Raw genomic sequence first — 22,553 nt, forward strand, 5'->3', positions numbered from 1 at the left:
GAAAACACAATATCCTTTAAAATCGGAAAGAGAATCACAATCTGGGTTTTACTTTAAGAAAATTGATGGCCTAGAAATAGAAGGTCTTACTTTTAAAAGTGATTCTATATCCACCAAAAAAATAAATACGATTTTAACTGTAAATAGTGTTATCAGTATTGATTCTTGTACCAATGTATCCATCCATAATATTATTGCGGAATCTGATACAATTAAAGAATCCACTTTTGAAATGTATGCTTCTGCTAACCTGAAATTTAGAGGAGTACATCATGTAGTTATTGATTCTGTTTATTTAGAAGGAGCTTTTTCTAACATTGCCTTTACCACCAACGACAGTTCGACCAATGTGGAGGTAAGTGCTTCTACTTTTGAGCACTCTGCTTTTGACTTACTGGGAAGACTTCAATTGGGGGATAAATTCTATATTCACGATTGCGATTTTTTATCGAGAAGACATTTCGGGGCTACCAATCATATTTACTTGCATGGTAATCCAGTAGATTTAAAGTTACCTGAAGGATATTTGGGAGACGTTGTTATTCGTAACAATTACTTTAATGGAGAAAACTCAGCATCCAATACAAAATGTATCTATCTACAGTATTTTGATGATGCAATTATTGAAGATAATGATCTTCTAGGAGGTTATTACGCAATATTTGTCGTTAGTGGAGATTCCGTGGTCATCAATAGAAATAAAATTGTAACTGATGTCTATAAAAACATAGAATGTGGGGGGAATAATAAGTATTACCTAACAAATAATACATTCATATCACATAATGCTAGTTACAATATCCATGATCAGTATACTTACGAAGAATTAGTGATTGCAAATAACACTTTTTACAGACAAGAAATTCCCACGCATACAAGTGCATCATTTTTATACATAGATACTTTCCAAGGGGATTCATTGGCCATTGTCAATAACTTATTTGTGATGGCAGATACCCTAGACAATATCATTAGACTGGAAGATTTTAAACAAAATCTTGATACTTCCACTTTTACAATCGATCATAATGTTGTTGTGAAAAGTAATGATACGGCTCATTTTAATAAGTATTATTATTTCAGAAATATGGAAGTAGGAGACGATAATGATGTAGATTCTTCTTTTGTATCATTAGAGGATTGGCAAAACTTCCATCTCGCATCTGATCAAAATAGTTATGTTACCTCCACACATAACTTCACTTATTTACCTTCTCCAGCAACAGAAAGCCGACTTTTTATAGATTCAGCAGACTTCCATATGAATGATGGCACTACGTTTAGAAAAGGGACGTTCCTCAAAGATCTTCCAACAGATAGAGATGGAGACCCAAGAACGGAATTAGCCGGAGTGGATATCGGGGCAGATCAGTATTATCTAGGAACTCAAGTAGCGTTCGAAACATGTGATGAAGATCTCACCTCACAGATTACAGAAGGTCACAAAAACATTACATCTTACTTATGGTATTTCGGTGACGGAGCAACATCAATAGAAATGACTCCCACCCATACTTATGAGGCCATGGGAGAATATACTGTATCATTGGTTACATGCGATGTGACTAACTATTGTGATAGTGTATCGTTTAAAGTCAATATCGAAGATCAGAACTGTAAATTTGAAGATCCTACTTTCTCTCTCATCGATCAAACCTCATTTGTGGTATACCCCAACCCAACAAAAGGACACATCAATTTTAGTAGTTATGAAATAGCAGGCCCAGTAAATGCTCAACTAGTAGACATGAATGGTGCTATTTTATATGAAGGTTATGAAGAATTAAACCAATTAGGTACAGAAATCAGTCAAGTTTTATCTCAACTACAATCTGGTATTTATGTCCTTAAAATAGAACAGGAAGGAAATAACTACACAAAGAGAATTGTTTTAGGAGAGTAAGCGAGAAGTACTTATCTATGATAATTTCATTATCCTCCTCCATAGTCCAGCGTTTTGGGGTATGGGGGAGGATTTTTTTAGGGGTGAAAGAAAGTAGAGCAATGGAGTTTACATTATGTTTTTCCTCATCCATTATCAGCCCACGACTTAAGTCGTGGGCTGATGATGGATGAGCTTTGACTTCTTTCTCGTGCTTATGATGATGAAATATGAGAATTTAATTGTAGTTTAGAATTTTCGATTCATCATTCAAATTCTAACTAAATGCCTCATCAAAACAGTCAATTATGGTTTCATATTATTTGGACTACAAAAAATAGAGAACCGGTCTTTACAAGAGAAATGCTTGTTCATAAATTAGCTCCTCTCTTAATTCTTATTTCTAAAGAAAACGAAATAGACCTTCTATTTATGAATGGGTATAAAGAGCATTTGCATTGTTTAGTACGTTTAAGAAGTACACAAAGCATTGCTCGAGTAGTACAGAAATTAAAGGGAGTTTCAGGAAGAAGGATTAACGAACAGTGTTGGTTTCCTTTTGAGTTTAATTGGCAAGTAGGATATAGTGCTTTTTCGGTGAGTCCTGATAGAGTACCAACAGTAATTAATTACATCAAAAAACAATGGGATAAACATCAGAAGATGGATTTTTCTTCAGAATTAAATTATTTAGAACAAAATAGCCATCATCATCAGCCCACGACTTAAGTCGTGGGCTGATGATGATGTTTAACTGATTTAGAGCGTCTTTTCAGCTTTGACTTCTTGATAACAGTTCTCAAAATAGGTGATATCGTCCGGAGAATACTCATTAAAGAATTTTTTGATAGCATTCTTGGAAAGTAAACCGTTCCCTTGTTCTAGGTAATTAAATAAAAGAGAATAATGATGTTCTTCCATATCATATTGTGCTTTTACTTTCTCTTTGAAAGCATTGAAATGAAAAGTAAGAGTTAATTCATTAGGGATTAAAACTGTAATCGCGTAGTCAAAACATTCATATAAGAAAAGGCTAAAAGCTGTAGCATCAAAAAAGCGGTAATAAACTGCACTATCAGAAAGTACTTTAACATTTAGATCTTCTGTTTCTACCCAATCAATATAATCAATTATACTGTTAGAATAAGCACTTAAAACTTTACTATAAGCCTCAATATGGTAACGGATAGCAGCAGAAATTGGGAAAGTGCCGTTAGGTAGAGATATCTTTTTAAGACTAAGAATGTGATTAATTAAATAACGGTGAACTCTTCCATTTCCATCAAAAAAAGGGTGGATATTTACAAACCCAAATGCAACGGTAGCAGCAGCTATCATAGAGTCAAAATTACTATCACTTTCAACAAGCGATATTGATTTATATAACCCATTCATAAGGGGGGCTATATCTTCATGTCGAGCAGAAATATGTGAAGGAATGGGTTCGCCTGTTTCATAATCATGTTCACCTATAAAGCCACCTTCAGTACGAAAACCCAATTTATTGAATTTAGACCCCTTCATAATTTCTTGCTGTAATGACAAAAGAAAGGCATCAGTTACAAGGTGTTTTCCTGCTTTACGTAAAACTTTGGCAAATTCTTGTGCTCTTCGATTATTAATTTTTTCGCCTTCAATAATAAAAGAAGACTTTGAATCTTTTAGCAGAAGAGAATAAGCCATCTTTTCAATTAAGATAGTATTCGTATCAGAGGACACAAATAAAGAGGAAATGGAGAAACCTTTATATTTTTCAGTATATTTTACTATTTCATCTGTTTTAGTGGCTAAAGGACAGAAGTCTGATGTTCCAGGTAAGTTATTGATCACTCTATGTCTTTTAGAGACTATTCCTTCAGATAACCCAAACTGAATATTTTCATCTAATGCGTTGACATATTCTTTTCTGTATTTTAAATCGGGAATAGGAAGCGTTTTTTTCGAAGCAAACTCTACTAAAAACCAAATACGTCTTGCTGTTTCACCTGTATGTTTAATTTGAACAAGTTCAATAAGTTGTTCCTCTTCTAATTTTTGGGATAATAATGCGAAGAATAATAAATCAACACCTTCATTCTTTAATGCAAACTGTATATGATAAAATAAGGCTTCTAACATAGTAATGCCTTCGTTATCCTTAGGAAAGCCCTTTACCTTTTTATCATAAAGTGGAATAGGACTTTGCATTGGTAACTCAAATGTTTCAATAACAGCCTTATAGCCAATACTAAACATTCCGTTCTTTTCTTTTGTGAAAAATGGTGCGTTCATACAAGAATCTAGATTTATTTGTTCAAAAGTACAAATAAATGGTGCGTTTTTGTAAAATATAGTAAAAAATGGTGCAACTCCATCACAAGCCCATGACTTAAGTCATGGGCTTGTGATGGTAGTTCAGATAGAATAACATTCATTATTCTACGTGTGCATAAAGAGTGCACTTGTCAATTTTAAGTTTGTATTATCATTAAAGAAAAGGATATCCCATCATCAACCCACGAGTTAAGTCGTGGATTGATGATGGTGGACTAAGTTATGATTACTTATAAAGAAATATATTGATGCTCAAGGATTTGAAATACTTTCACAGGTAAGTGGCTATTTCCCTCAAGCTCAAAGTATTTTTATGAATGATGTGACTTTTGAAGATTTCTTTGAAGGTGATACTGGTACACCTTCTAAAATTGATTCTTTACCTAACCTAACTTTAGAAGAAGAGAAACTATATCGAAAAGTTCGATCAAATAATTATCGTTTAGAACGTGAAAAAATTCCTAATGATCATGTAATTAAAATATTAAGCAAAAAACAGTAAAATGATTATTTTAAAGGCGATTTTTTAAGAATACACAAATTTTGTGTGTTTGACTCATTAACTAAAGTCTAAAAAAATATTACGAAAATTTGAGTTCCCCCACAAAACAAAAAAACCGTCCCTACATTACTGTAAAGACGGTTTCTAGTGGAGTCGGAGGGAATTGAACCTTTTGTGTATTACCGTCTATTATTGTCTTTTTTATACTAAAAACGTAATATCTCTTCAAATTTATTGTAATATTGTTGATGGATATGGATTGCAAAACAAAAATGTTATCCCCAATGTTATCCCCTTTTTTTAATCTCTCTTTTTTATTCATTGGTTATTATGGCAACTGTAAAATTATATTTGAAAGACAAAAATGCTCATAAAGTAACAAAAGTTATTTGTGCAGTGTCTGACGGTAGAGGAGTTTTTATTAAAGTTCCTACTAGTGTGTCTGTAAATCCAAAACACTGGAGTATTAAGAATCAAAGAATCCTATCTGCGAATTCAAATGCAGTTGCTTTAAATCAACAACTTGAAAAATTTAAAAATCGTGTTTTCACTATTTATCTTGAAGCGAAAAATAATGGATTGCAAGCAAACTCAAAATATATAAAGGAACAATTACATCCTAAAGAGAATACAGTTACTAAAGAAGAACAGTTTTGGGATGTTTTCGATAATTATCTTGAATTAAAAACAAACTCTCTTTCAATTTCAAGTATTAAAAAGATAAAATCATTGAGAGTACATTTAAAGGGTTTTGAGGAAAAGAAATATATCACTTTTGATCTTGAAAAAATGGATCAGATGATTTTTGAAAGACTTCAGGATTATATGTATAAAGATGCAGATCTCAATGTTCAAACCACTGCAAAGTATCTTGGTTTGTTTAAGACTTTCTTGAATTGGTGTAAATCAATGAAGATTGTTGATAATGATGATCACAAACAATTTTCTCTAACTCATCAACCAGAAACATTAAAACCAATTTTAGATGATAAGGATATAGATAAGTTAAGAACTGTATCATTAACCAATAACTATTTAGATAATGCGAGAGAGTTACTTATACTTTCTACGTTAACGGGTCTTAGATTTAGTGACTATAGTAAAATTAATTTATCACAGATAAGAATAGATTCTGAAGAAAGAGAATATTTGGTATTAAGACAAACTAAGACTAATGAAAGGATAGAAGTCCCTTTAAATTCAGAATCCTCTCGTATTGTTCATGATCTTATTGATGGTAAAGTTAGAGCGATAAGTAATCAAAAGCTAAACCAGTATGTAAAAGAGGTCTGCAAATTAGCAGGTATAGATGACCTTTTTGAAGTGGATGAATTTAAAGGAACACAAAAAACAACTTATCAGAAACCTAAATATGAATTAATCACAACTCATACAGGAAGAAGAACATTTGCCACTCGTCTTTTATTAAAAGGTGTACCTACTAAAACAGTAATGAAGTTTACAGGTCATAAAGATGAAAGAAGTTTTTCAAAGTATGTAAACATACCTAAAGAAAAAGAAATGGATTTGGTACGTATTGCTTTAGGTTAAAACTAAAAACAATCTTAAAGTTTTAGTTAGAAAAATGTAGTTTAAAGATTATTTAGTCTCATCGCCACCAAGATTATCATTTTGAATCTGATAAATTTTGTCTAAATCTAAATGACTAATATGATCGGGAATTGGATCAGTAGGTAGTGAATCTATTGACATATCTGGGTCTAGAAAATCTTTAATGATATAAAACCCATTATGCTCCAATTGATTTCCATCGTCATCAGTATAACCATATCCTTTATAATTATCTTTTGGATAATCAAGTTCATACTTTTTAATATAACCTTTGATTTCAGTATAGGTTTTATTTAAGAACTCGACTTTATCCTTAATGTTAACTTTATTGTTTAATACATTATAGACATTTTCAAGGACTTTAGGGTCATTTTTTAAGCTTTCTAATGTGAAAATATCTTCACACATGCTTTTTAATCTATATTGGAGTCCATCAAAATATTCACCAATTTCATCATTAAGTTGGGTTATGTCATATATCAGCTTTTTAAGCTGATATATATCGTTGAATTGTCTTTGTAAATCACTCATTAAATCCATCATTTGGATAGATTTCAAAAGTTCTTTGTTATCTTTTGATAATGATGAAGAATCGAGGATAACTTTATATGTTAAATCAGTTGCAGTATTGAAGAAATTTTCGTCTGGTGGTGGGAAATCATCACCATAAAGGACATTTTTGTTTTCTCCAAAAATTATATATTTAAAATTACCTCCAGATTCGATTAAATACCTTAATAGAGCTTCAGTTGGTTTTTTTTTATCTTTTTCAACCGCAGAAATAAAAGATTGAGATACATTTAGTACTTCAGAGATTTCATTCTGAGTGATACTGAGTGCTTTACGGACTTTTTTTATCCTTTCACCATACTGAATATCCATAAATGTTTAAATTTATTTTGAAAAATAGAACCTAGGTTCTATTTTTGAACTTTAACGGTTGTTAATATATAATTAGAGTCTACTGAAAAAGTCAAAAAGCATCAAAAAAGTAGCTTTCAATACAATTAAGAGCTATTTGAATGAAAATTTCACAAAAAAAGTGCAAGGTGTAATCCCTTCATACGCTTATTTTAGGCTGTTTAACAAAAAAAAAGACTTGCACTTGATATTAAAACTAGCATTTAAAAGTCATTATATTCATTGATTATGATATAAATAAGCTGGTTTAAACAGATCTATGACTTTTTCAGTGAGCCATAATTAATACAAAAATAAGACAATCTTTTAATAGTTTATATATTTTTTTAATACAGGTTAAAAATGATAGAAAATCCTTTTGAAGCACTATTTCTAAAGCTAAGCTCTATTGAATCGAATACAAAAATTCTTTCTGAGAAAATAGACTCTTTAAGTCAAGAGTCTAAAGCAAACAATGACATGTTGACTATTCAGCAATTTTCTGAAGAGTATAATCTTTGTAGGTCAACGATTCACAAATTCATGAAAGATGGAAGATTAAAATATCATAAATTTGGTCGGAAGACTTTATTTAAAAGAGAAGATATTGAAAGATGTTTAATAACTAAAGGAAAACATATGTAATACTCTTTATTAAATTTAACCTGTGTATAAATAAAAAAGGTAAAACGACTGCAATCGTAATACCTTCAGATTTTATTTGTACACAGTACAATTATACTAGATGATAAAGTTAAACAATTCACCAGACTTGAACAATATTTCAAGTCTGGAAGATACTGTATTGCCCAAAAATACATTAAAATCAGAGGTGAAATACCCTTTTCCACTTTATGTATTTTCAAAGTATATACAAGAGACTCTATTAGAATTACAGGATGTATTTTCATTTGAGAAGCCATACACAGCGATGACAACACTTGTTGTTTTAAGTGTAATCATTGGAGGAAAAATGAGGGTGATTGTGAAAAATGGTTGGACTACAATTCCAAGTATTTATACAGCTATTATTGGTAACTCAAGTATTGGTAAATCGCCAGCTATCAAAATCATTTTGAAAGTGCTTACTTCTATTAATGAAAAAGAAATAGAAAGGTATGAAGCAAAGAAAGCAGAATGGGAAGCAGCTATTGCAGGAATGAATGAGACAGAGAAAAGGGAATTTATTTTAGAAAATAAAGAACCTACTCGTAAACGTTTAATCACTTCTGATGCTACACAAGAATCGTTATGTCATCTATTAGCTAAAGATTCTTTAGTGCTTTTTAAAGATGAGCTGATAGGTTGGCTAAAAAGCATGAATCAATATCGTCAAGGTGCTGATATTGAGTTTTTCTTGAGTGTATTTAATGGGCTTGTGGGTGAGGTAGATCGTGTAGGTAAGAATTTATATGTGAAAGATCCATTTCTTTCAATAATAGGAGGAATTCAACCTAGCATTTTGCCTCAACTTACAAAGAATGGAAATGGTGATAATGGATTTTTATATCGAATTCTTTTTGTCATGCCAGAGAGTGAGAGTGTGAACTACCTCTCAGAGAAAGAGCTTTCTAGTAATCGTTTAGATACGTTCTACAAGAAAATGGAAGGGTTGTATGATGCCTTACAGGACGAGGAAATGAGATATATTCCTTTATCTCAGGAGGCAAGAACCTACTTCATCAGTAGCTTCAATCATTATTTGAAAGTAGCATCTGAAACAAAGGATGATGCTATTATTTCCGCTTATAAGAAAGTTGGTGATTACATGCCACGTTTTGCATTGTTGCTTGAAGTGCTTCATCAATTATTTGATGATAAACTTGGCGTACATGTGGAGAGTATATCGTTAGCAAGCATGGAAAAAGCTAAATTGCTTTGTGATTATTTCATTGGAACCGCAAATGTAGTATTAGAGCAAACTCATGGTAAATCTACATTACAAGGTAATCATCAATCCTTTTTAGATTTGATACCTGAGAATACGCTTGTAACAACATCTGAACTTCATAAAATCGCAGAACAAGTGGGCATTAAAACGTCCAACGTCAAAAACAGAGTGCTCCCAAAATTACTTGAAAAAGGGATGCTGAAGAAGACAGATAAAAGGGGGGAATATATCAAAAACGTCAGCTAGTGTATACTATGTAGATTATGTATACTAGGGGTGAAAAATACTCATTTCAATATCAAAAACGCAGTTTTTCAAAGGAATGTTAGTCTACATTGTGTGTATACTATGATGTAGACTAACACCCAAAAATTAATTAATTCATTTAATATGACATTTTCAAATCAAAAAACATGGAGTATCCGGCTTGATACTCGAAGGGGAGATCACACCCCAAAGAAAGTGATATGCCCCAATTGTGGGAAGAAAAAATTAGTAAGATATTTCAATTTTGAAACCAATGAATACCTCCAAAATGATGAAGGAAGGTGTGACCGCCAAGAGAAATGTGGTTATCATAAAAAGCCTACTTATTCTAAAAATGATGTGATCTTTCGACCTAAAAAGATTACTGTCAAAGAAGAGTTTGATATCCTAGAGAAGCGGTTACTTTATCAGCAAAAAGGAGAAAGTCAGTTTAGTAATTCAATAATTAACAAATTCGGGACGGGTGCTTATTGGCATGTAAATACTCTCTATAATTTGAGTGCTTACAATTTCAAATCGAATCATTCTTTGGATGATGCAGTGATGTTCTGGCAAATCGATAAGCAGAACCGAATTCGCACTGCTAAAATAATGAAATACGACCAACAATTGAAACGAGTGAAGAGTGGATATTCAACGGATTGGTTACATAGTATTTTAATGAAAGAAGGAAAACTAAACTCAAACTTTCACTTAAAGCAATGCTTCTTTGGAGAACACCTATTGAATCAAGATTTGAATAAAACTATTGCTATTGTAGAGTCTGCAAAAACAACGTTACTGGGGGAACTTTGGAAGCCACAATATACATGGTTATCGACAGAAGGATTGAATGGTTTGACCCTTGATAAAGCAGAAGCATTAATAGGTCGAAAGGTAATTCTAATACCTGATTTTAGTGAACAATCCAGAGAACTATGGAAAGAAAAAGCAAAGGATATCCAATTGAAATACCAAGTGGATATACAGCTCTCAAACATAGGAGAATCATTAAATGACGGATCTGATTTAGCCGATCTAATCCTAAGTGACAAAGAAATAATCAATAGTATCAAACAACGTTTTGGCAACGACTTAATGCTACACCCTAAAAATATAGTAGGACTTTATAAACCACTGTTTAAGAGTGGATATTCATATTCTTTTATGGATATGCAGGATATTTTAAGTGGTTGTAATACAGGTGTATATCCTGTATATCCATGTATGGATAAAGTAATGGTCTCATTAATAGAATGGGGTTGCAAAGAAATAATTAATGATAACAAAATAATATTTTAAAATGAGAAAAATTGAATTAGCAAACTATATAAAATTGGTTGATAGTTATGCTGAATTATTAGAATCAAGACCTTATGGAATGCGTTATAAGGCACTCTACAAAACAGTTCATGTATTGGTTTATTTTCTACCAATTATGAGTATTTGCTCAGGAGTCTGGTTTGTGAAATCAACATTTGATTTACTCTTTCAGCCTATGGTTGCATTAATCACTTCAGGGATTGTGATATTGATTTGGGAGTATGCAAAGTCAGTGAGTATTTCGTCTTTGTTTCAATCCAAATACAGAAAAGAACCTATTGGTCTATTGACAATATTAGCACTGCTATTTAGTTTAGGAAGTATCTATTTTTCATGTAAGGGAATTGATCAATGGTATGTTGAAGTAAAATTGGATACGACTGAAATAACAGCAAACTATGCATCTGAAAAAAGTTCATTGGATAGTATCGCTGATACAAGGAAAAGTTTCTATGAAATAAAGCTTTTGCATTTGGATAAGGCAAGTAAGAAACGCTGGGGACAGATGCTTTCAAAGGAAGAAAATCTAAGGGTTTTACAGTATGAAGATCGTTTAAGACAAATTGATTTAAACCTTCAAAATGATAAAAAGAAGCTAGAAGACACCTATCAAACTAATCTTAAGAAGCTAAGGAATGAAAGTGAAGAACCTAGAATTATTTTGGTGATATTATTCCTTCTCATTGACTTAGGAATTGCATTTGGTTATTGGTTTATCGTCTACTATCAATATCAATCTGTCAATGAACTTTCCACGCTTATTAAAATAAAGCCAGATTGGAAAACAGCTTTGACAACACTACATCAAGAACTACATGACCATGACATAAAACATGGAAATTATAACGATAAAGGCGGTTTGCCTAGTACCGACCCTCTTTCTTCAATCAAAGAAAAAGAAGAAGCACTCTTGTCTGCAATACATAATGGATGCAGAGACATGAGGAAACTATGCAGTTTAGGGTTTAATCCCTCACAAGTTAAACAAGCTCTAAAGGAGCAAAACTAATTTCATTACAAATGGAAAAATTACAAGAACAAGTGATAGCCCTCTATGAAGAAGGGCTGTCCTATCGCAAAATTGGGGCAGAAGTAGGTTTGTCTCACGGAAAAGTAGGAGAGATCATAAGAGGAAGAGCCTCTTTGAAAGGAAATCCTCCTATGGATGGAACAGAACATGAACAGATTCATGATGATTTTGTTCCAACAGAATCGACTTCTAAGAAGTTGAAGAAAAAGTCTAAAAAAGACAAGGAAGCTAAAGCCATGAAAAAACAAATGGCTAAGATGCAAAGCGAGTTACAGTTTTATAAAGATGAGCTTGAAAAGAGTAAATCCAAAACGCAGGAGTTAAATGGTGCCTTAGAATTTCAAGAAAAAGAAGGAAAACTTCAACAAGAAATAATAGAGCACTTTGAAGAAATATTAGCTGTAGATGGAGTATCAATGTGCAATGAAGAGGTGTTGCATGTGTTTAATGAGCTTTGGGATTGGAAAAGGGAGGTCTCAGAAGCACCAAAACTCTTTAAAGCATTCAAAGAAGAGTATTTCCTCGTTGTCAAGCTTTCGGATTACTTTGAACAAGGACTAAGAAAATTTGACGAAAACAACTCTTTAGAGACAGTTAAGTTTAACTTCTCACCAGAAGTAGTAACAGAAATCGAATCATTCATTTAAAACCGAAAAACAATGCTTAATCTTTTTTTAAAGAACCATATCAATCAAGAAGAAGAATTCAACAACGAAGAGTCAATAGTAGATGTTGAAGCAGATCAAACGGAAATCATAGATGACACTTCAGAAGATAAAGAGTCAGAAGAACCACTTTCAGGAGGTTTTACAGATGATTATTACCGATTATTGGAGAAAAAAAGAAGTACAGAAATTTATATAAAATAGTACTAGCTTTTATCCCATTTTTAGAGCAGATTTTCCGCAAGGAGGTCTGCTCTTTTAGTTTTATACAGTTAGTCTACATTGAAGTATACACCGTAATGTAGACTAACTTTTATCTAAAAACTGTAAATACAGCTCAAAATTGAAGGTTTTGAGGAGTTAGTATACAAAATATACATAGTATACAGTATTTTTTTTAAACTTATTTAAAGATCTATTACATGATGAAGGAAATCAAAAATTATAAATCAATGACCTTATCAAAATCAAAACTTTGATGTTCTCCCAATTGTACATACCCCAATTGATTAGTGATCATTTGTGTATTTCCAATTTGAAAATCCATCATATTGCGGTGGCTATGACCGTATATCCAGTATTGAACTGTATTTTCAAGGATAAAATCTGTCTTATCAACACAAAATGCCTGATTTAAAATACTACCATAGAAGTCGGGGTGGTTACATTCTTTACTTGGTAGATGATGTGTAATGACGATCTTATTTTTAGGTTTATTAATTTCAGATTGAAGGAAATTAAAACACTTTTCATGTATGTCATTATACTTTTCAATATCTATTAATTCACCATTATATTTGATACGATGAAAATCATTCATTCTACGTTCGATGATGGTATTATGTGGTGAAACCTTAGACCAAAGCGTAGAAAAAATCAAGCGATAACCATCAATCACTGTAGAGTAGTTATTAACTAAATGAACATTGGGTAGTATATCCATGCAATAATAGTCTAGTGTAATACTTAAATCAAACCCGTTATAATATTCATGGTTGCCAGGAATCAAAAATACACGTTTAAATTGTGTGGATACTTTTTGTATAAAATCCAATTCAGCAAAGTCTTGATCTAAGTAATAGGTATCACCTGCAATAATTAATATATCTCCTTCAACTTCTAACGGATTTTCTTTTATCCATTTTCGGTTTTCCTCAAATTCAAGGTGTAAGTCAGAGCAAATTTGGATTTTCATAACGTAAAATTTAGGACTTAGTCTACATTGAAGTATACACCGTAATGTAGACTAACTTTGACTTAAAAACTCTAAATACAGTTCAAAATTGAATGTTTTGGGAAGTTAGTATACGAAATATATAGTTACCCCAATAGTTTGGACTGTCTAAGCGGAAAAGAAGGATCAACGTATTCTGGTATTCGCAGAGCGTAGAGATACTTTGGATGCCTTGCAGGAAAAATTACAAGCAGATTTTTCATTGAAAGAGGCAGCCATTAGAATGTTTCATGGTGGTTTGAATGATATTCAACAACAAGAAGCCGTAGAAGATTTTGGTAAAGAAGACTCTGCTGTTCGTTTGTTTTTAGCTTCTGATGCTGGTTCTCAAGGGGTCAATCTTCATTATTACTGTAATGTGATGTTCAATTACGACATTCCTTGGTCGTTAATCACTTTAGAGCAGCGTAACGGACGTATTGATCGTTTCGGTCAGCAAAATACACCTTACATTTATTATTTAGTCGCCAATTCTGGTTTGGATGGCGTAAAAGATGATCTTCATATCGTCAATAAATTAACAGACAAAGAAGAAGAGGTACATAGTACTTTGGGAGATGCGGGCTCTGTAATGCATCTCTACAATACAGACAAAGAAGTAGAATATGTTGCAGAAGCGATTACTGACAACAATCAGGCTTTTTTAGAGAAAGAAGAAACGTATGGATATGCACAGGAGGAAGAAGGAGATAGCTTTGATTTAGCAGCTTTCCTTGAGGAAGAAAGTACTCCATTAACGCTTCCTGATGCAAAAGAAGATAACAGAGGGGATGATATCAAATTCTATAAAGATGACGACGAGTATTTCCAACGTCTGATTGGTTATCTAATAGACAAAGAAATGCTTTCGGAAGAAGACATTCATATCGGTTCGGATAATATGATCTCCATAAGAAATACGGAGGCCTTACAAGATATATTGTATGATTTACCAAAAGAAGCGAAGCCATCTGTAGGTGAGTCGTATAAACTTACTACTGATAAAGAGGCAATACAAAGAGGTATTGAGGAAGCGAGAAGGAAAAAAGGAGAATGGCCCAAGTGGCAAGTGTTGTACGACCTACATCCTTTAGTGAAAGTTTTGATGAACCGTTTGGTGGGTAGTATTGATAAGGATTCTGCTTTGGCGATCAAAACCACTAAAGTTAACGAAGGGACATCGCACTATATTTTCCATGGGCAGGTTTCTAATGCGTTAGGGCAGCCCGTACTTTCAGAGTTCTTAGTAGTGTCTATAGGCACTATGGGTAATCTTATAGGTAAACCTATGGCCTTAGAAGATTGGTTAAGACAGCATCCTATCCATGAAGAAACGTATACAAGAGAGATTACAGAAGCAGACTTATCGAAAGTACAAGAGAACTTAGATATGGCTTGTATGATGGCAAAAACTCCTTATCTATTTGAAAAACAGACCAACAGACAGTTTGAGATGGAGGAGCGTATGAAGGAATATCAAGTGAAGTTGGAAGAGTGGAGAGAGAAATCTCATGCCACACTTGAAATGAAATTTGAGGAGACAAGCAGCACCATTTTAAAGCGTAAAAAGGAAAAAATGGATAAAGAGATCAATGCTATCTCTGATGAAACTTCTCAATATTTCAACGATATGGCTACCCTATCCAATGAACCTTATCTAAAATTGTTGGCAGTAGCCTTTCATTAATATTCCACGATTGAAATCGTGGGCTTATGATGTGAGAGGTGCATCAACAGCCCATGAATTCATTCATGGGTGAAGTAAAAGAAATAAACATCCCATCAACAACCCATGATTTCAATCGTGGGCGTATGATGGAGAAAAAATACATTATGCTAAAATTCATTCACAATCACGGAGATTTCTTCACCTCCAACTATTTTGATGATAACCTGATCAGTAAAGTAAAAGCAAAATCAGGGTATGCAGAAGAAGACCTTAAAGAGTTACAAAAAAAGGTAGGTCGCTTAAAAGAAGATTACTTTAACTTTAAGAAAGAGTACATCGGTTTACGCCGACCAAAAGATAAGATTAATGCCACGCACACGTTTCATACCAAGCTATTGAAAGCATTGGGGTATGAAGCTGAACCTAAAGATTACAACGAATTATTTTTATTGAACGATGATCAAGGTATTCCTGTAAGGCATAAGTTGTACAGAGCAGATCATCCACATTTGTTTGTGATGGAAATGCAAGCGATGGTGCAAGAAGGTGATGTGCCTCCTAAAGGGCTTTTCGAGCAAAAATACGTGGACGAAGACCCAGTAAACGACCAAGTGAAGTTGGAGTTTAATCAGCGTTCACAACGATATACTGCAAGCCAATGGGAAAATGTATTTACTGTTCCCGAAGATATTGATATTTCACCTGCCATTATAAACCAAGCCATAGGAGAGTTGTTTTTGTTGGATCAAAAAGAACGCCCTCAATATGTATTGCTCTTGGCAGGAAATCAGGTGTTTTTAATGCGTGATGACAAATGGGGCAGAGGAAGCTATTTACAGTTCGATTTGGAAATGCTTTTTGATGAAGCGACTAACAATAAAGGGTATTATGCCCTGTTGTACTTCATGATTTCCAAAGAGAAATTGGCTCCCGATGCAGACGTTATTCTGATGGATCAATTGGATGAAGAATCCCATAAAAGTGCTTATGCAGTAACAAAAGACCTAAAAGAAGGCGTAATAAAAGCCGTAGAAGGTCTTGCCAATGAAGCCGTATATTATCTCTCAAAAAACACATCATCAGCCCATGATTTCAATCATGGGTCACAAGATGTAGATGCATATCATGGGTCACCACGAATAAATTCGTGGGCTGATGATGGGAATACCAACGTGTCATTAAATGCAGACGACCTCAAAAACGATTGCCTTACCGTAGTCTATCGTTTGTTGTTTATTTTCTTTGCAGAATCTCGCCCAGAGTTAGGCATCCTCCCTATGGACGATGAAGTCTACAAGAAAGGGTATTCTTTAGATATGCTGCGCGATTTGGAGCAAACGCCCTTAAATACCGATGCTCACCGTAACGGCTACTTCTTCCACGATTCTATTGCACAACTTTTTGCTTTATTAAAAGGAGGTTACCGCAAAGAAGATGCTATTAATAAAACGGGCAACAACCGTAGTTTCTCTATGAAACCGTTGGATAGCCCAATGTTTGATGACGGGCATTTTAAAGTATTAGAAGGCGTTCGTTTCCGTAATTATGTATGGCAAGAGATCATACAGCAATTATCTCTTTCTCAGAAGCAGAAAGGAAAGCAGAGAGGTAGAATTTCTTATGCCAACTTGGGTGTAAACCAGTTGGGTAGTGTGTACGAGAGCTTATTGGCCTTTAGAGGTTTCTTTGCAGAAGAAGAAATGATAGAGGTACACAGAGCCAAGAAAGCCAAAGAGACTTCGGAGAAAGTAGTGCGTGAAGATGGTTCTTTCTTAGTGCCTCGTAGCCGTAGGGACGAGTTTAAGGAAACGGAAATCTACCAAGAGGAAAACGGAGAGGACAAAAGAATTTTACAGGGTACATTCTTGTACCGTTTGAGTGGGCGTGACCGACAAAAATCGGCTTCTTTTTATACACCGGAAGTCTTGACCCAAACCACTGTAAAATATACCCTAAAGCCTATTTTAGAACGATTGGAACAAGGGGAGATTCGTGCCAAAGATTTACTAGAAATGAAAGTGCTTGAGCCTGCTATGGGTGCAGCGGCTTTCCATAACGAAGTGATCAATCAATTGGCAGAAGTGTATTTGGAAACAAGGCAGAAGGAGAAGAGAGCCAATGATGATAAAAATTGGAAAGTACCTCCGGGCAACTACCAAGATGAACTCCAAAAGGTGAAAGCCTATATTGCCACCAACAATGTGTATGGCATGGATTTAAACCCTACTGCCGTTGAATTGGGGAAACTGTCGTTATGGCTCAATGTAATTCATAAGGGCATGGAACCGCCTTTCTTTGGGTATCGATTAGGGGCAGGTAATGCCACTGTAGGGGCTTGGTTGCGTGCTTATAAAAAAGACGATATTGAATTTATACCTGTGGGCAATACAGGTAAAAAATGGGAGAAAAAAGAATGGTGGGCCAAAGCACCCCGTAAACTTTCTTTCTTAAAAGGTGAAGGTACAATCAACCGTAAAACAGGAGAGGTGTATCATTTCCTTTTGGCAGATAAGGGCATGTTGGCAGCTGCAGATCATAAAGAATTGTCGAAACGTTTTCCTGAAGCGAGTAAAAAAGCCAAAGAGATGCGTTTGGAATGGTTGCTTCCTGCTAGAGCCGATGAACGCCAACGCTTAGAACGTATCTCTGCCAAAATTGATGCCTTATTGGTGGAATGGTCGGAACAACAAAAAGCTATCAATAGACTAACGGCTTCTACCGAAAAGATTTGGGGAATGCGTGAAAGTCATGAAGAACAAATGGCGTTGGATACCACCGACTACGAACAGAAAGAACGCCTCATACAAACGCGTGACCTGAGCAATTCTCCTTACCACAAAATTAAAAGGGTAATGGACTATTGGTGTGCTTTATGGTATTGGGATCTCAAAGATATTGAAGACCTCCCGACCCGTACACAATGGCTCACCGATATTGAAGCGATTCTTTCTCTAACCCATGATTTAAATCATGGGCTAATGACGGACGACATATCAACAGCCCATGACTTCAATCGTGGGCTAAGATCGAAAGCCTCCCAACGCGATTTCGAAAAACAGGTCCTCGACCAAGCCAAAAAGCTCAAAGCAGGACAGCTGACCATAGGACAGGAACACTCTTCGCTCCGACAAGAACGCATTGCCGAAATGGCGCAACGCTACCATTATTTCCACCCTCAATTGGAGTTTGTAGAAGTATTCCAAGATAGAGGTGGTTTTGATGTGATTGTGGGGAATCCGCCTTGGGTGAAATTAGAATTTGAAGAAAAAGGAGTGATTTCTGAAAAGAATCCAGAAGTATTAATTCGTAAAGTATCTGCTCCACAAGTAAGAAAATTAAAAGAAGGACTCTTAGCTGAAGATCCTCATTTAGCAGGTCTTTTTGATGAAGAATTGTATGAGTATCTCGGAGGTTCAGCCTTTTTAAATGCTTTACAAAACTTCCCATTATTAAAAGGGCAACAAACCAACTTATACAAATGTATTTTAGAAAATGCTTTTGGATTATTGGCACAACAAGGTTTTGCAGGTTTGGTGCATCCCGAAGGAACATATGATGATCCTAAAGGAGGAAAAATGCGTGAGGAGATTTACCAGAGATTGAAGTATCATTTCCAATATAAAAATGAATTATCTCTTTTTGCAGAGGTTGATCATCATATGATATTTGGATCACATGTATATAAAGGGAAATTAGATAATCAAATTGATTTTGAATCAATCAATAATTTATTTCACCCTAGCACAATTGATGCATCTTTTGTTCATTCAGGTAATGGAATATGTGAAGGGTTTAAGGTTAAAGATGATCAAACAGGTAAAATGTCTTGGAATGTAAAACCTCACAAAGACAGAATTATTCAATTCACAGAAAAACAATTAAATATTTTAGCTCAAACTTTTGAAAATTCATCAAATGGTAAACAAGCTAAATTAGTTTCTATTCACTCTAAACAGATCATTAATGTTTTAGAGAAGTTATCCAAGTTTGAAGGGAAAGTAGAAGATGTTCCTTTTGTTGTTTCTGAAGGTTGGCATGAAACCAATGCACAAGATAAAGGATGGATAAAAAGAGAAACAAAATTCCCTAATCTCCAAGAATGTGAATTAATTTATAGTGGCCCACATTTCTTTGTAGCAACTCCATTCTACAAAACACCATATGAAGTTTGTAAACTTAATTCAGATTACGACACCCTAAACCTAGAATCTACCCCAGAAGATTTCGTACCAAGAACCAACTACGTTCCTGCCGAAGACCTAAGACAATTTAGAAGTAGAATTAAAGGCTTGGAGAATGGGAAGGAGTGGATTGATGAGTATAAAGTATGTTTTAGTAAAATGCTTTCAATTGCAGGTGAAAGAACATTACAGCCAGCTATTATTCCACCTAAAGTATCACATATTTTTGGAGCAATTTCAATAATTTTTAAAGATGAGAAAAATATAATTGAATTATCAGGAATAACAGCTTCAAGCTTATTTGATTTCTTTGTTAAAACAATAGGGGCAGGTAATTTAACTGATAATAGATTAAGATCATTTCCTTTAGGAATAGATAAAAAATTCTATCCCCACCTAGCCCTTCGCACCCTCCTCCTCAACAGCCTCACCAAACCCTACGCCGACCTATGGGAACGCAACTACGATCCCACATTGAACAGCATGCAATGGAGTAAAACAGACCACCGCTTACCAAACTTCACCAACTTAAAACAAACATGGGAGTGGGCGACACCATTACGTACTTACTATGCAAGACGTTGGGCATTAGTAGAAATAGACGTCATCACCGCCATGGCATTAGGCCTCACTCTAGAAGAATTACAACTCATCTACAACGTACAATTCCCCGTCCTCCAACAAAACGAAGACGACACATGGTACGACCAAAACGGCAAAATCATCTTCACCTGTAGCAAAGGCCTCACAGGCGTCGGCATGGACCGTAAAGAATGGGAAGCCGTCAAAGACCAACAAGAAGGAACCGTCACGCATACCATTGAGAAATCAGAAATGTATAAAGGGGAGGAAGTGGTGTATTATGCTCCTTTTGAGAAGTGTGACAGGTTGAAGGATTATGAAGTGGCTTGGGGGTATTTTGAGGGGGTGTTTAAGTAAAATGATCGTTGGCCCACGATTGAAATCGTGGGCTGGTGCTGGGTGTTTATTGTTTGATTTATAGTTGAAATCGATAGACATTTAGTGTGAAGAAACGATTTGTGTTTATCAATTTTAACGCTATTTTTTTGGAAATTCACTTAAAAGTGAATTATTTTGAATTCAGATAAGTTATTAAAAGTGGGATATTATACTATTAATGAATTTCAAACGTATGAAAATGTAACCTACTATACTTTACAAGAAGTAGATGAAGAAGGAGAACCAATTGGTGATTCAGAGACAGACCAATTTATTGGGAGTTTTATGGATACCGAGTACCGTTCAAATATTCAAGAACTTTTTAAAAGTATCGAAATTATTGGAGAAGAATATGGGGCACTGGATCGTTTTTTTAGACATGAACAATCTGCCCATGGATTACCACCTCCAACATCGCTATTTTCAACCATTTTAAATGTTTCAGATGCAGAAATACCATTACGTTTGTATTGTCTAAGAGTAACAGAAGAAGTAGTTATCTTATTTAATGGTGGGAATAAAACAGCAGAAAAAGCACAAGATTGTCCCAATGTGGCACCACATTTTAATTTTGCGAATAGAGCTGCAAATAGTATTGATCAATTAATTCTATCAAGAGATATCCAAATCGATGGAAAAGATTTAGAATGCTCTGAAACTATAGAACTATAAAGTAAAACAGATATGCCAAGTAAATACCTTCAAGAATTAATGTCAGACATGCCCAAAGAGAATGAAATCTTTGTGGAACTGTCATTAGGTTTAATCAACCTTATCCATGAGGTTTTGGAGAAAAAAGGTTGGACCCAAAAGGATTTAGCCAAAGCTTTAGGCAAAAGAGAATCAGAAGTAAGCAAATGGCTTACGGGGTCTCATAATTTCACTTTTAGAAGTATTTCAAAGTTAATGGCCGCTTTAGACGAGAAGCTATTAGAAATACCTAAAATGGAAAAAGTATCAAATAATAAAGAAGTAGTATTTACAACAGTAGCATTTACTCCTTCAAAAAAATATTCAAAATCAGGTTTTAGTGTAAGGAAAAGGTCACAAACTACTTTTAGTGATCTCTCTCAAAAAGCATTTGATTTTCAAGCATCATAAAGAACAATGGAGAATAGAAATATACCCTTTCGGTTTGCAAAAATTGAAACAGATGAATTTGCTACCATAGAAGGGAATTTTGATGAAAGTAACGAGACCTTAGGGGTAGAAAATGGATACGATTTTGGTTTTAATGCCGATGATAAAGCGGTTGCTTTCACTTATAAATTAACACTTTTACAAGAACAACAACCTTTTCTTATTCTTAAAGTAACAGGTTTTTTTGAAATCGAGCCTAAAGCATGGGAAAATCAAATTGAACAAAAAGAGCAATATATTTTTCCAGTAAACTTATTACAACATCTACTCACATTAGTGGTAGGAACAACAAGAGGGATTATGCACACCAAGGTATCAGAACAACCTTACAGAGACTTTGTTCTACCTACTGTTAATGTCACTGAAATGATTAATGAAGATTTTGTTTTTGATAAAGAATAAAATTATTATAAAACATCAAGTAAAGATATAAATAGGCAGAAATATGGAATATTACGATTTTCTAAAAGAGAATTATAAAGAGGTTATACCTATTTGCATTTTTATAGCAACAACTACTTGGGGTGTTGCTTATTTTATTTTCAAAAATCAACTGAATACAAAATCAAGTACAATTGAAAACTTAAACACAAAAAATTTAACTTTAAAAGAAGAGCTAGAAAATCTAAAGAATAGTAATGATCAGTCTTCTTTACAAATTAATTATGAATACCCTAAAATTGATTTTAATGGTAAAAATATTTTGTGTAACAGTATTCGAACAGTAAAAAAAAGTGACCCATTATCAGTTTCTGCAATTGTACCAAAAGGTAAAACATTATCGGTTGAAATTACTGGACCAAAATCTCTATGTAAGGGTGATACGGGAGCTTCTTGGGGTTTTTCTAATAGCACAAATTGGTCACTTGATGATTATCATAAAGAGAATGGAGGGAGACAGATGATTGAAGCTCATGAAGGGATTGCGAAATCAAAATTTCACGCATTAAGGGATGGTCAATTTACTATAACTGTATTTGAAGGACAAGAATGTTGGACAAAAGGTTTGTTAGTAAATAATTGATTGAAGAGTTACTCAATGTCAATTGAGTGCAAATTTAACTAT

18 protein-coding genes and 1 pseudogene are annotated in these 22,553 nt (G+C 34.1%); 16 read left to right on the forward strand and 3 right to left on the reverse strand.

What is annotated here, in order from left to right; all coding sequences use genetic code 11:
* Window positions 1-1,903, forward strand: a 1,903-nt coding sequence (locus NH26_RS01485) for a PKD domain-containing protein (RefSeq protein ID WP_199880220.1), incomplete at its 5' end; no start/stop codon positions are given.
* A gap of 264 nt (window positions 1,904-2,167) precedes the next feature.
* Window positions 2,168-2,611, forward strand: coding sequence for an IS200/IS605 family transposase (tnpA, locus tag NH26_RS01490; RefSeq protein WP_052432202.1), 444 nt, complete (start codon window positions 2,168-2,170; stop codon window positions 2,609-2,611).
* 30 nt (window positions 2,612-2,641) lie between these two features.
* Here the strand turns inward: tnpA and NH26_RS01495 are convergent, their stop codons facing one another.
* Window positions 2,642-4,153 (reverse strand): Fic family protein, encoded by a 1,512-nt coding sequence (locus NH26_RS01495; protein WP_044226915.1) that lies wholly within the window; start codon window positions 4,151-4,153, stop codon window positions 2,642-2,644.
* 286 nt (window positions 4,154-4,439) lie between these two features.
* On the opposite strand from NH26_RS01495, the gene NH26_RS01500 reads away from it, so the two are divergent.
* Entirely contained in the window at window positions 4,440-4,697 is a 258-nt protein-coding gene (locus NH26_RS01500) for a DUF2220 domain-containing protein (RefSeq protein ID WP_262494295.1), read from the forward strand.
* A gap of 330 nt (window positions 4,698-5,027) precedes the next feature.
* Window positions 5,028-6,248: a site-specific integrase gene (locus NH26_RS01510; protein WP_044226906.1), complete on the forward strand. Its 1,221-nt coding sequence runs from the start codon at window positions 5,028-5,030 to the stop codon at window positions 6,246-6,248.
* 48 nt (window positions 6,249-6,296) lie between these two features.
* On the opposite strand, the gene NH26_RS01515 is transcribed toward NH26_RS01510, so the two are convergent.
* Entirely contained in the window at window positions 6,297-7,151 is an 855-nt protein-coding gene (locus NH26_RS01515) for a helix-turn-helix domain-containing protein (protein ID WP_044226903.1), read from the reverse strand.
* A 381-nt stretch (window positions 7,152-7,532) separates the two neighbouring features.
* On the opposite strand from NH26_RS01515, the gene NH26_RS01520 reads away from it, so the two are divergent.
* From NH26_RS01520 to NH26_RS01545, 6 genes are all read left to right on the forward strand, one after another.
* Window positions 7,533-7,814: a helix-turn-helix domain-containing protein gene (locus tag NH26_RS01520; protein ID WP_044226900.1), complete on the forward strand. Its 282-nt coding sequence runs from the start codon at window positions 7,533-7,535 to the stop codon at window positions 7,812-7,814.
* Window positions 7,815-7,914: 100 nt separating this feature from the next.
* On the forward strand, window positions 7,915-9,306 hold the full coding sequence (locus tag NH26_RS01525) for a DUF3987 domain-containing protein (RefSeq protein WP_044226896.1): 1,392 nt from the start codon (window positions 7,915-7,917) through the stop codon (window positions 9,304-9,306).
* Between the two features lie 144 nt (window positions 9,307-9,450).
* Entirely contained in the window at window positions 9,451-10,608 is a 1,158-nt protein-coding gene (locus NH26_RS01530; RefSeq protein WP_044226893.1) for a DUF6371 domain-containing protein, read from the forward strand.
* Between the two features lies 1 nt (window position 10,609).
* Entirely contained in the window at window positions 10,610-11,638 is a 1,029-nt protein-coding gene (locus tag NH26_RS01535) for a hypothetical protein (RefSeq protein WP_044226890.1), read from the forward strand.
* An 11-nt stretch (window positions 11,639-11,649) separates the two neighbouring features.
* Window positions 11,650-12,306 carry a hypothetical protein gene (locus NH26_RS01540; protein WP_044226887.1) on the forward strand — a complete coding sequence of 219 codons (657 nt, stop codon included), beginning with the start codon at window positions 11,650-11,652 and terminating at the stop codon, window positions 12,304-12,306.
* Window positions 12,307-12,318: 12 nt separating this feature from the next.
* Window positions 12,319-12,528: a hypothetical protein gene (locus NH26_RS01545; RefSeq protein ID WP_044226884.1), complete on the forward strand. Its 210-nt coding sequence runs from the start codon at window positions 12,319-12,321 to the stop codon at window positions 12,526-12,528.
* Between the two features lie 238 nt (window positions 12,529-12,766).
* On the opposite strand, the gene NH26_RS01550 is transcribed toward NH26_RS01545, so the two are convergent.
* Window positions 12,767-13,519, reverse strand: a complete 753-nt coding sequence (locus NH26_RS01550) for a metallophosphoesterase (protein ID WP_044226881.1) — start codon at window positions 13,517-13,519, stop codon at window positions 12,767-12,769.
* A gap of 169 nt (window positions 13,520-13,688) precedes the next feature.
* On the opposite strand from NH26_RS01550, the pseudogene NH26_RS01555 reads away from it, so the two are divergent.
* The 6 genes and pseudogenes from NH26_RS01555 to NH26_RS01580 form a co-directional block, all read left to right on the forward strand.
* Window positions 13,689-15,224 (forward strand): annotated as a pseudogene (locus tag NH26_RS01555) (helicase-related protein); the annotation flags it as partial.
* A gap of 53 nt (window positions 15,225-15,277) precedes the next feature.
* Window positions 15,278-20,326: an Eco57I restriction-modification methylase domain-containing protein gene (locus NH26_RS01560; protein WP_199880221.1), complete on the forward strand. Its 5,049-nt coding sequence runs from the start codon at window positions 15,278-15,280 to the stop codon at window positions 20,324-20,326.
* Between the two features lie 156 nt (window positions 20,327-20,482).
* Complete coding sequence (locus NH26_RS01565) at window positions 20,483-21,019, forward strand: hypothetical protein (protein ID WP_044226878.1); 537 nt, start codon at window positions 20,483-20,485, stop codon at window positions 21,017-21,019.
* Window positions 21,020-21,031: 12 nt separating this feature from the next.
* A complete protein-coding gene (locus tag NH26_RS01570) occupies window positions 21,032-21,448 on the forward strand; it encodes a helix-turn-helix domain-containing protein (protein ID WP_071397051.1) in 417 nt (138 codons plus the stop codon).
* 6 nt (window positions 21,449-21,454) lie between these two features.
* A complete protein-coding gene (locus tag NH26_RS01575; RefSeq protein WP_044226876.1) occupies window positions 21,455-21,889 on the forward strand; it encodes a hypothetical protein in 435 nt (144 codons plus the stop codon).
* Window positions 21,890-21,932: 43 nt separating this feature from the next.
* On the forward strand, window positions 21,933-22,511 hold the full coding sequence (locus NH26_RS01580; protein ID WP_044226873.1) for a hypothetical protein: 579 nt from the start codon (window positions 21,933-21,935) through the stop codon (window positions 22,509-22,511).
* Window positions 22,512-22,553 lie beyond the last annotated feature (42 nt).

Origin of the sequence: Flammeovirga pacifica, from assembly GCF_000807855.2 — a bacterium.
GTDB lineage: Bacteria > Bacteroidota > Bacteroidia > Cytophagales > Flammeovirgaceae > Flammeovirga > Flammeovirga pacifica.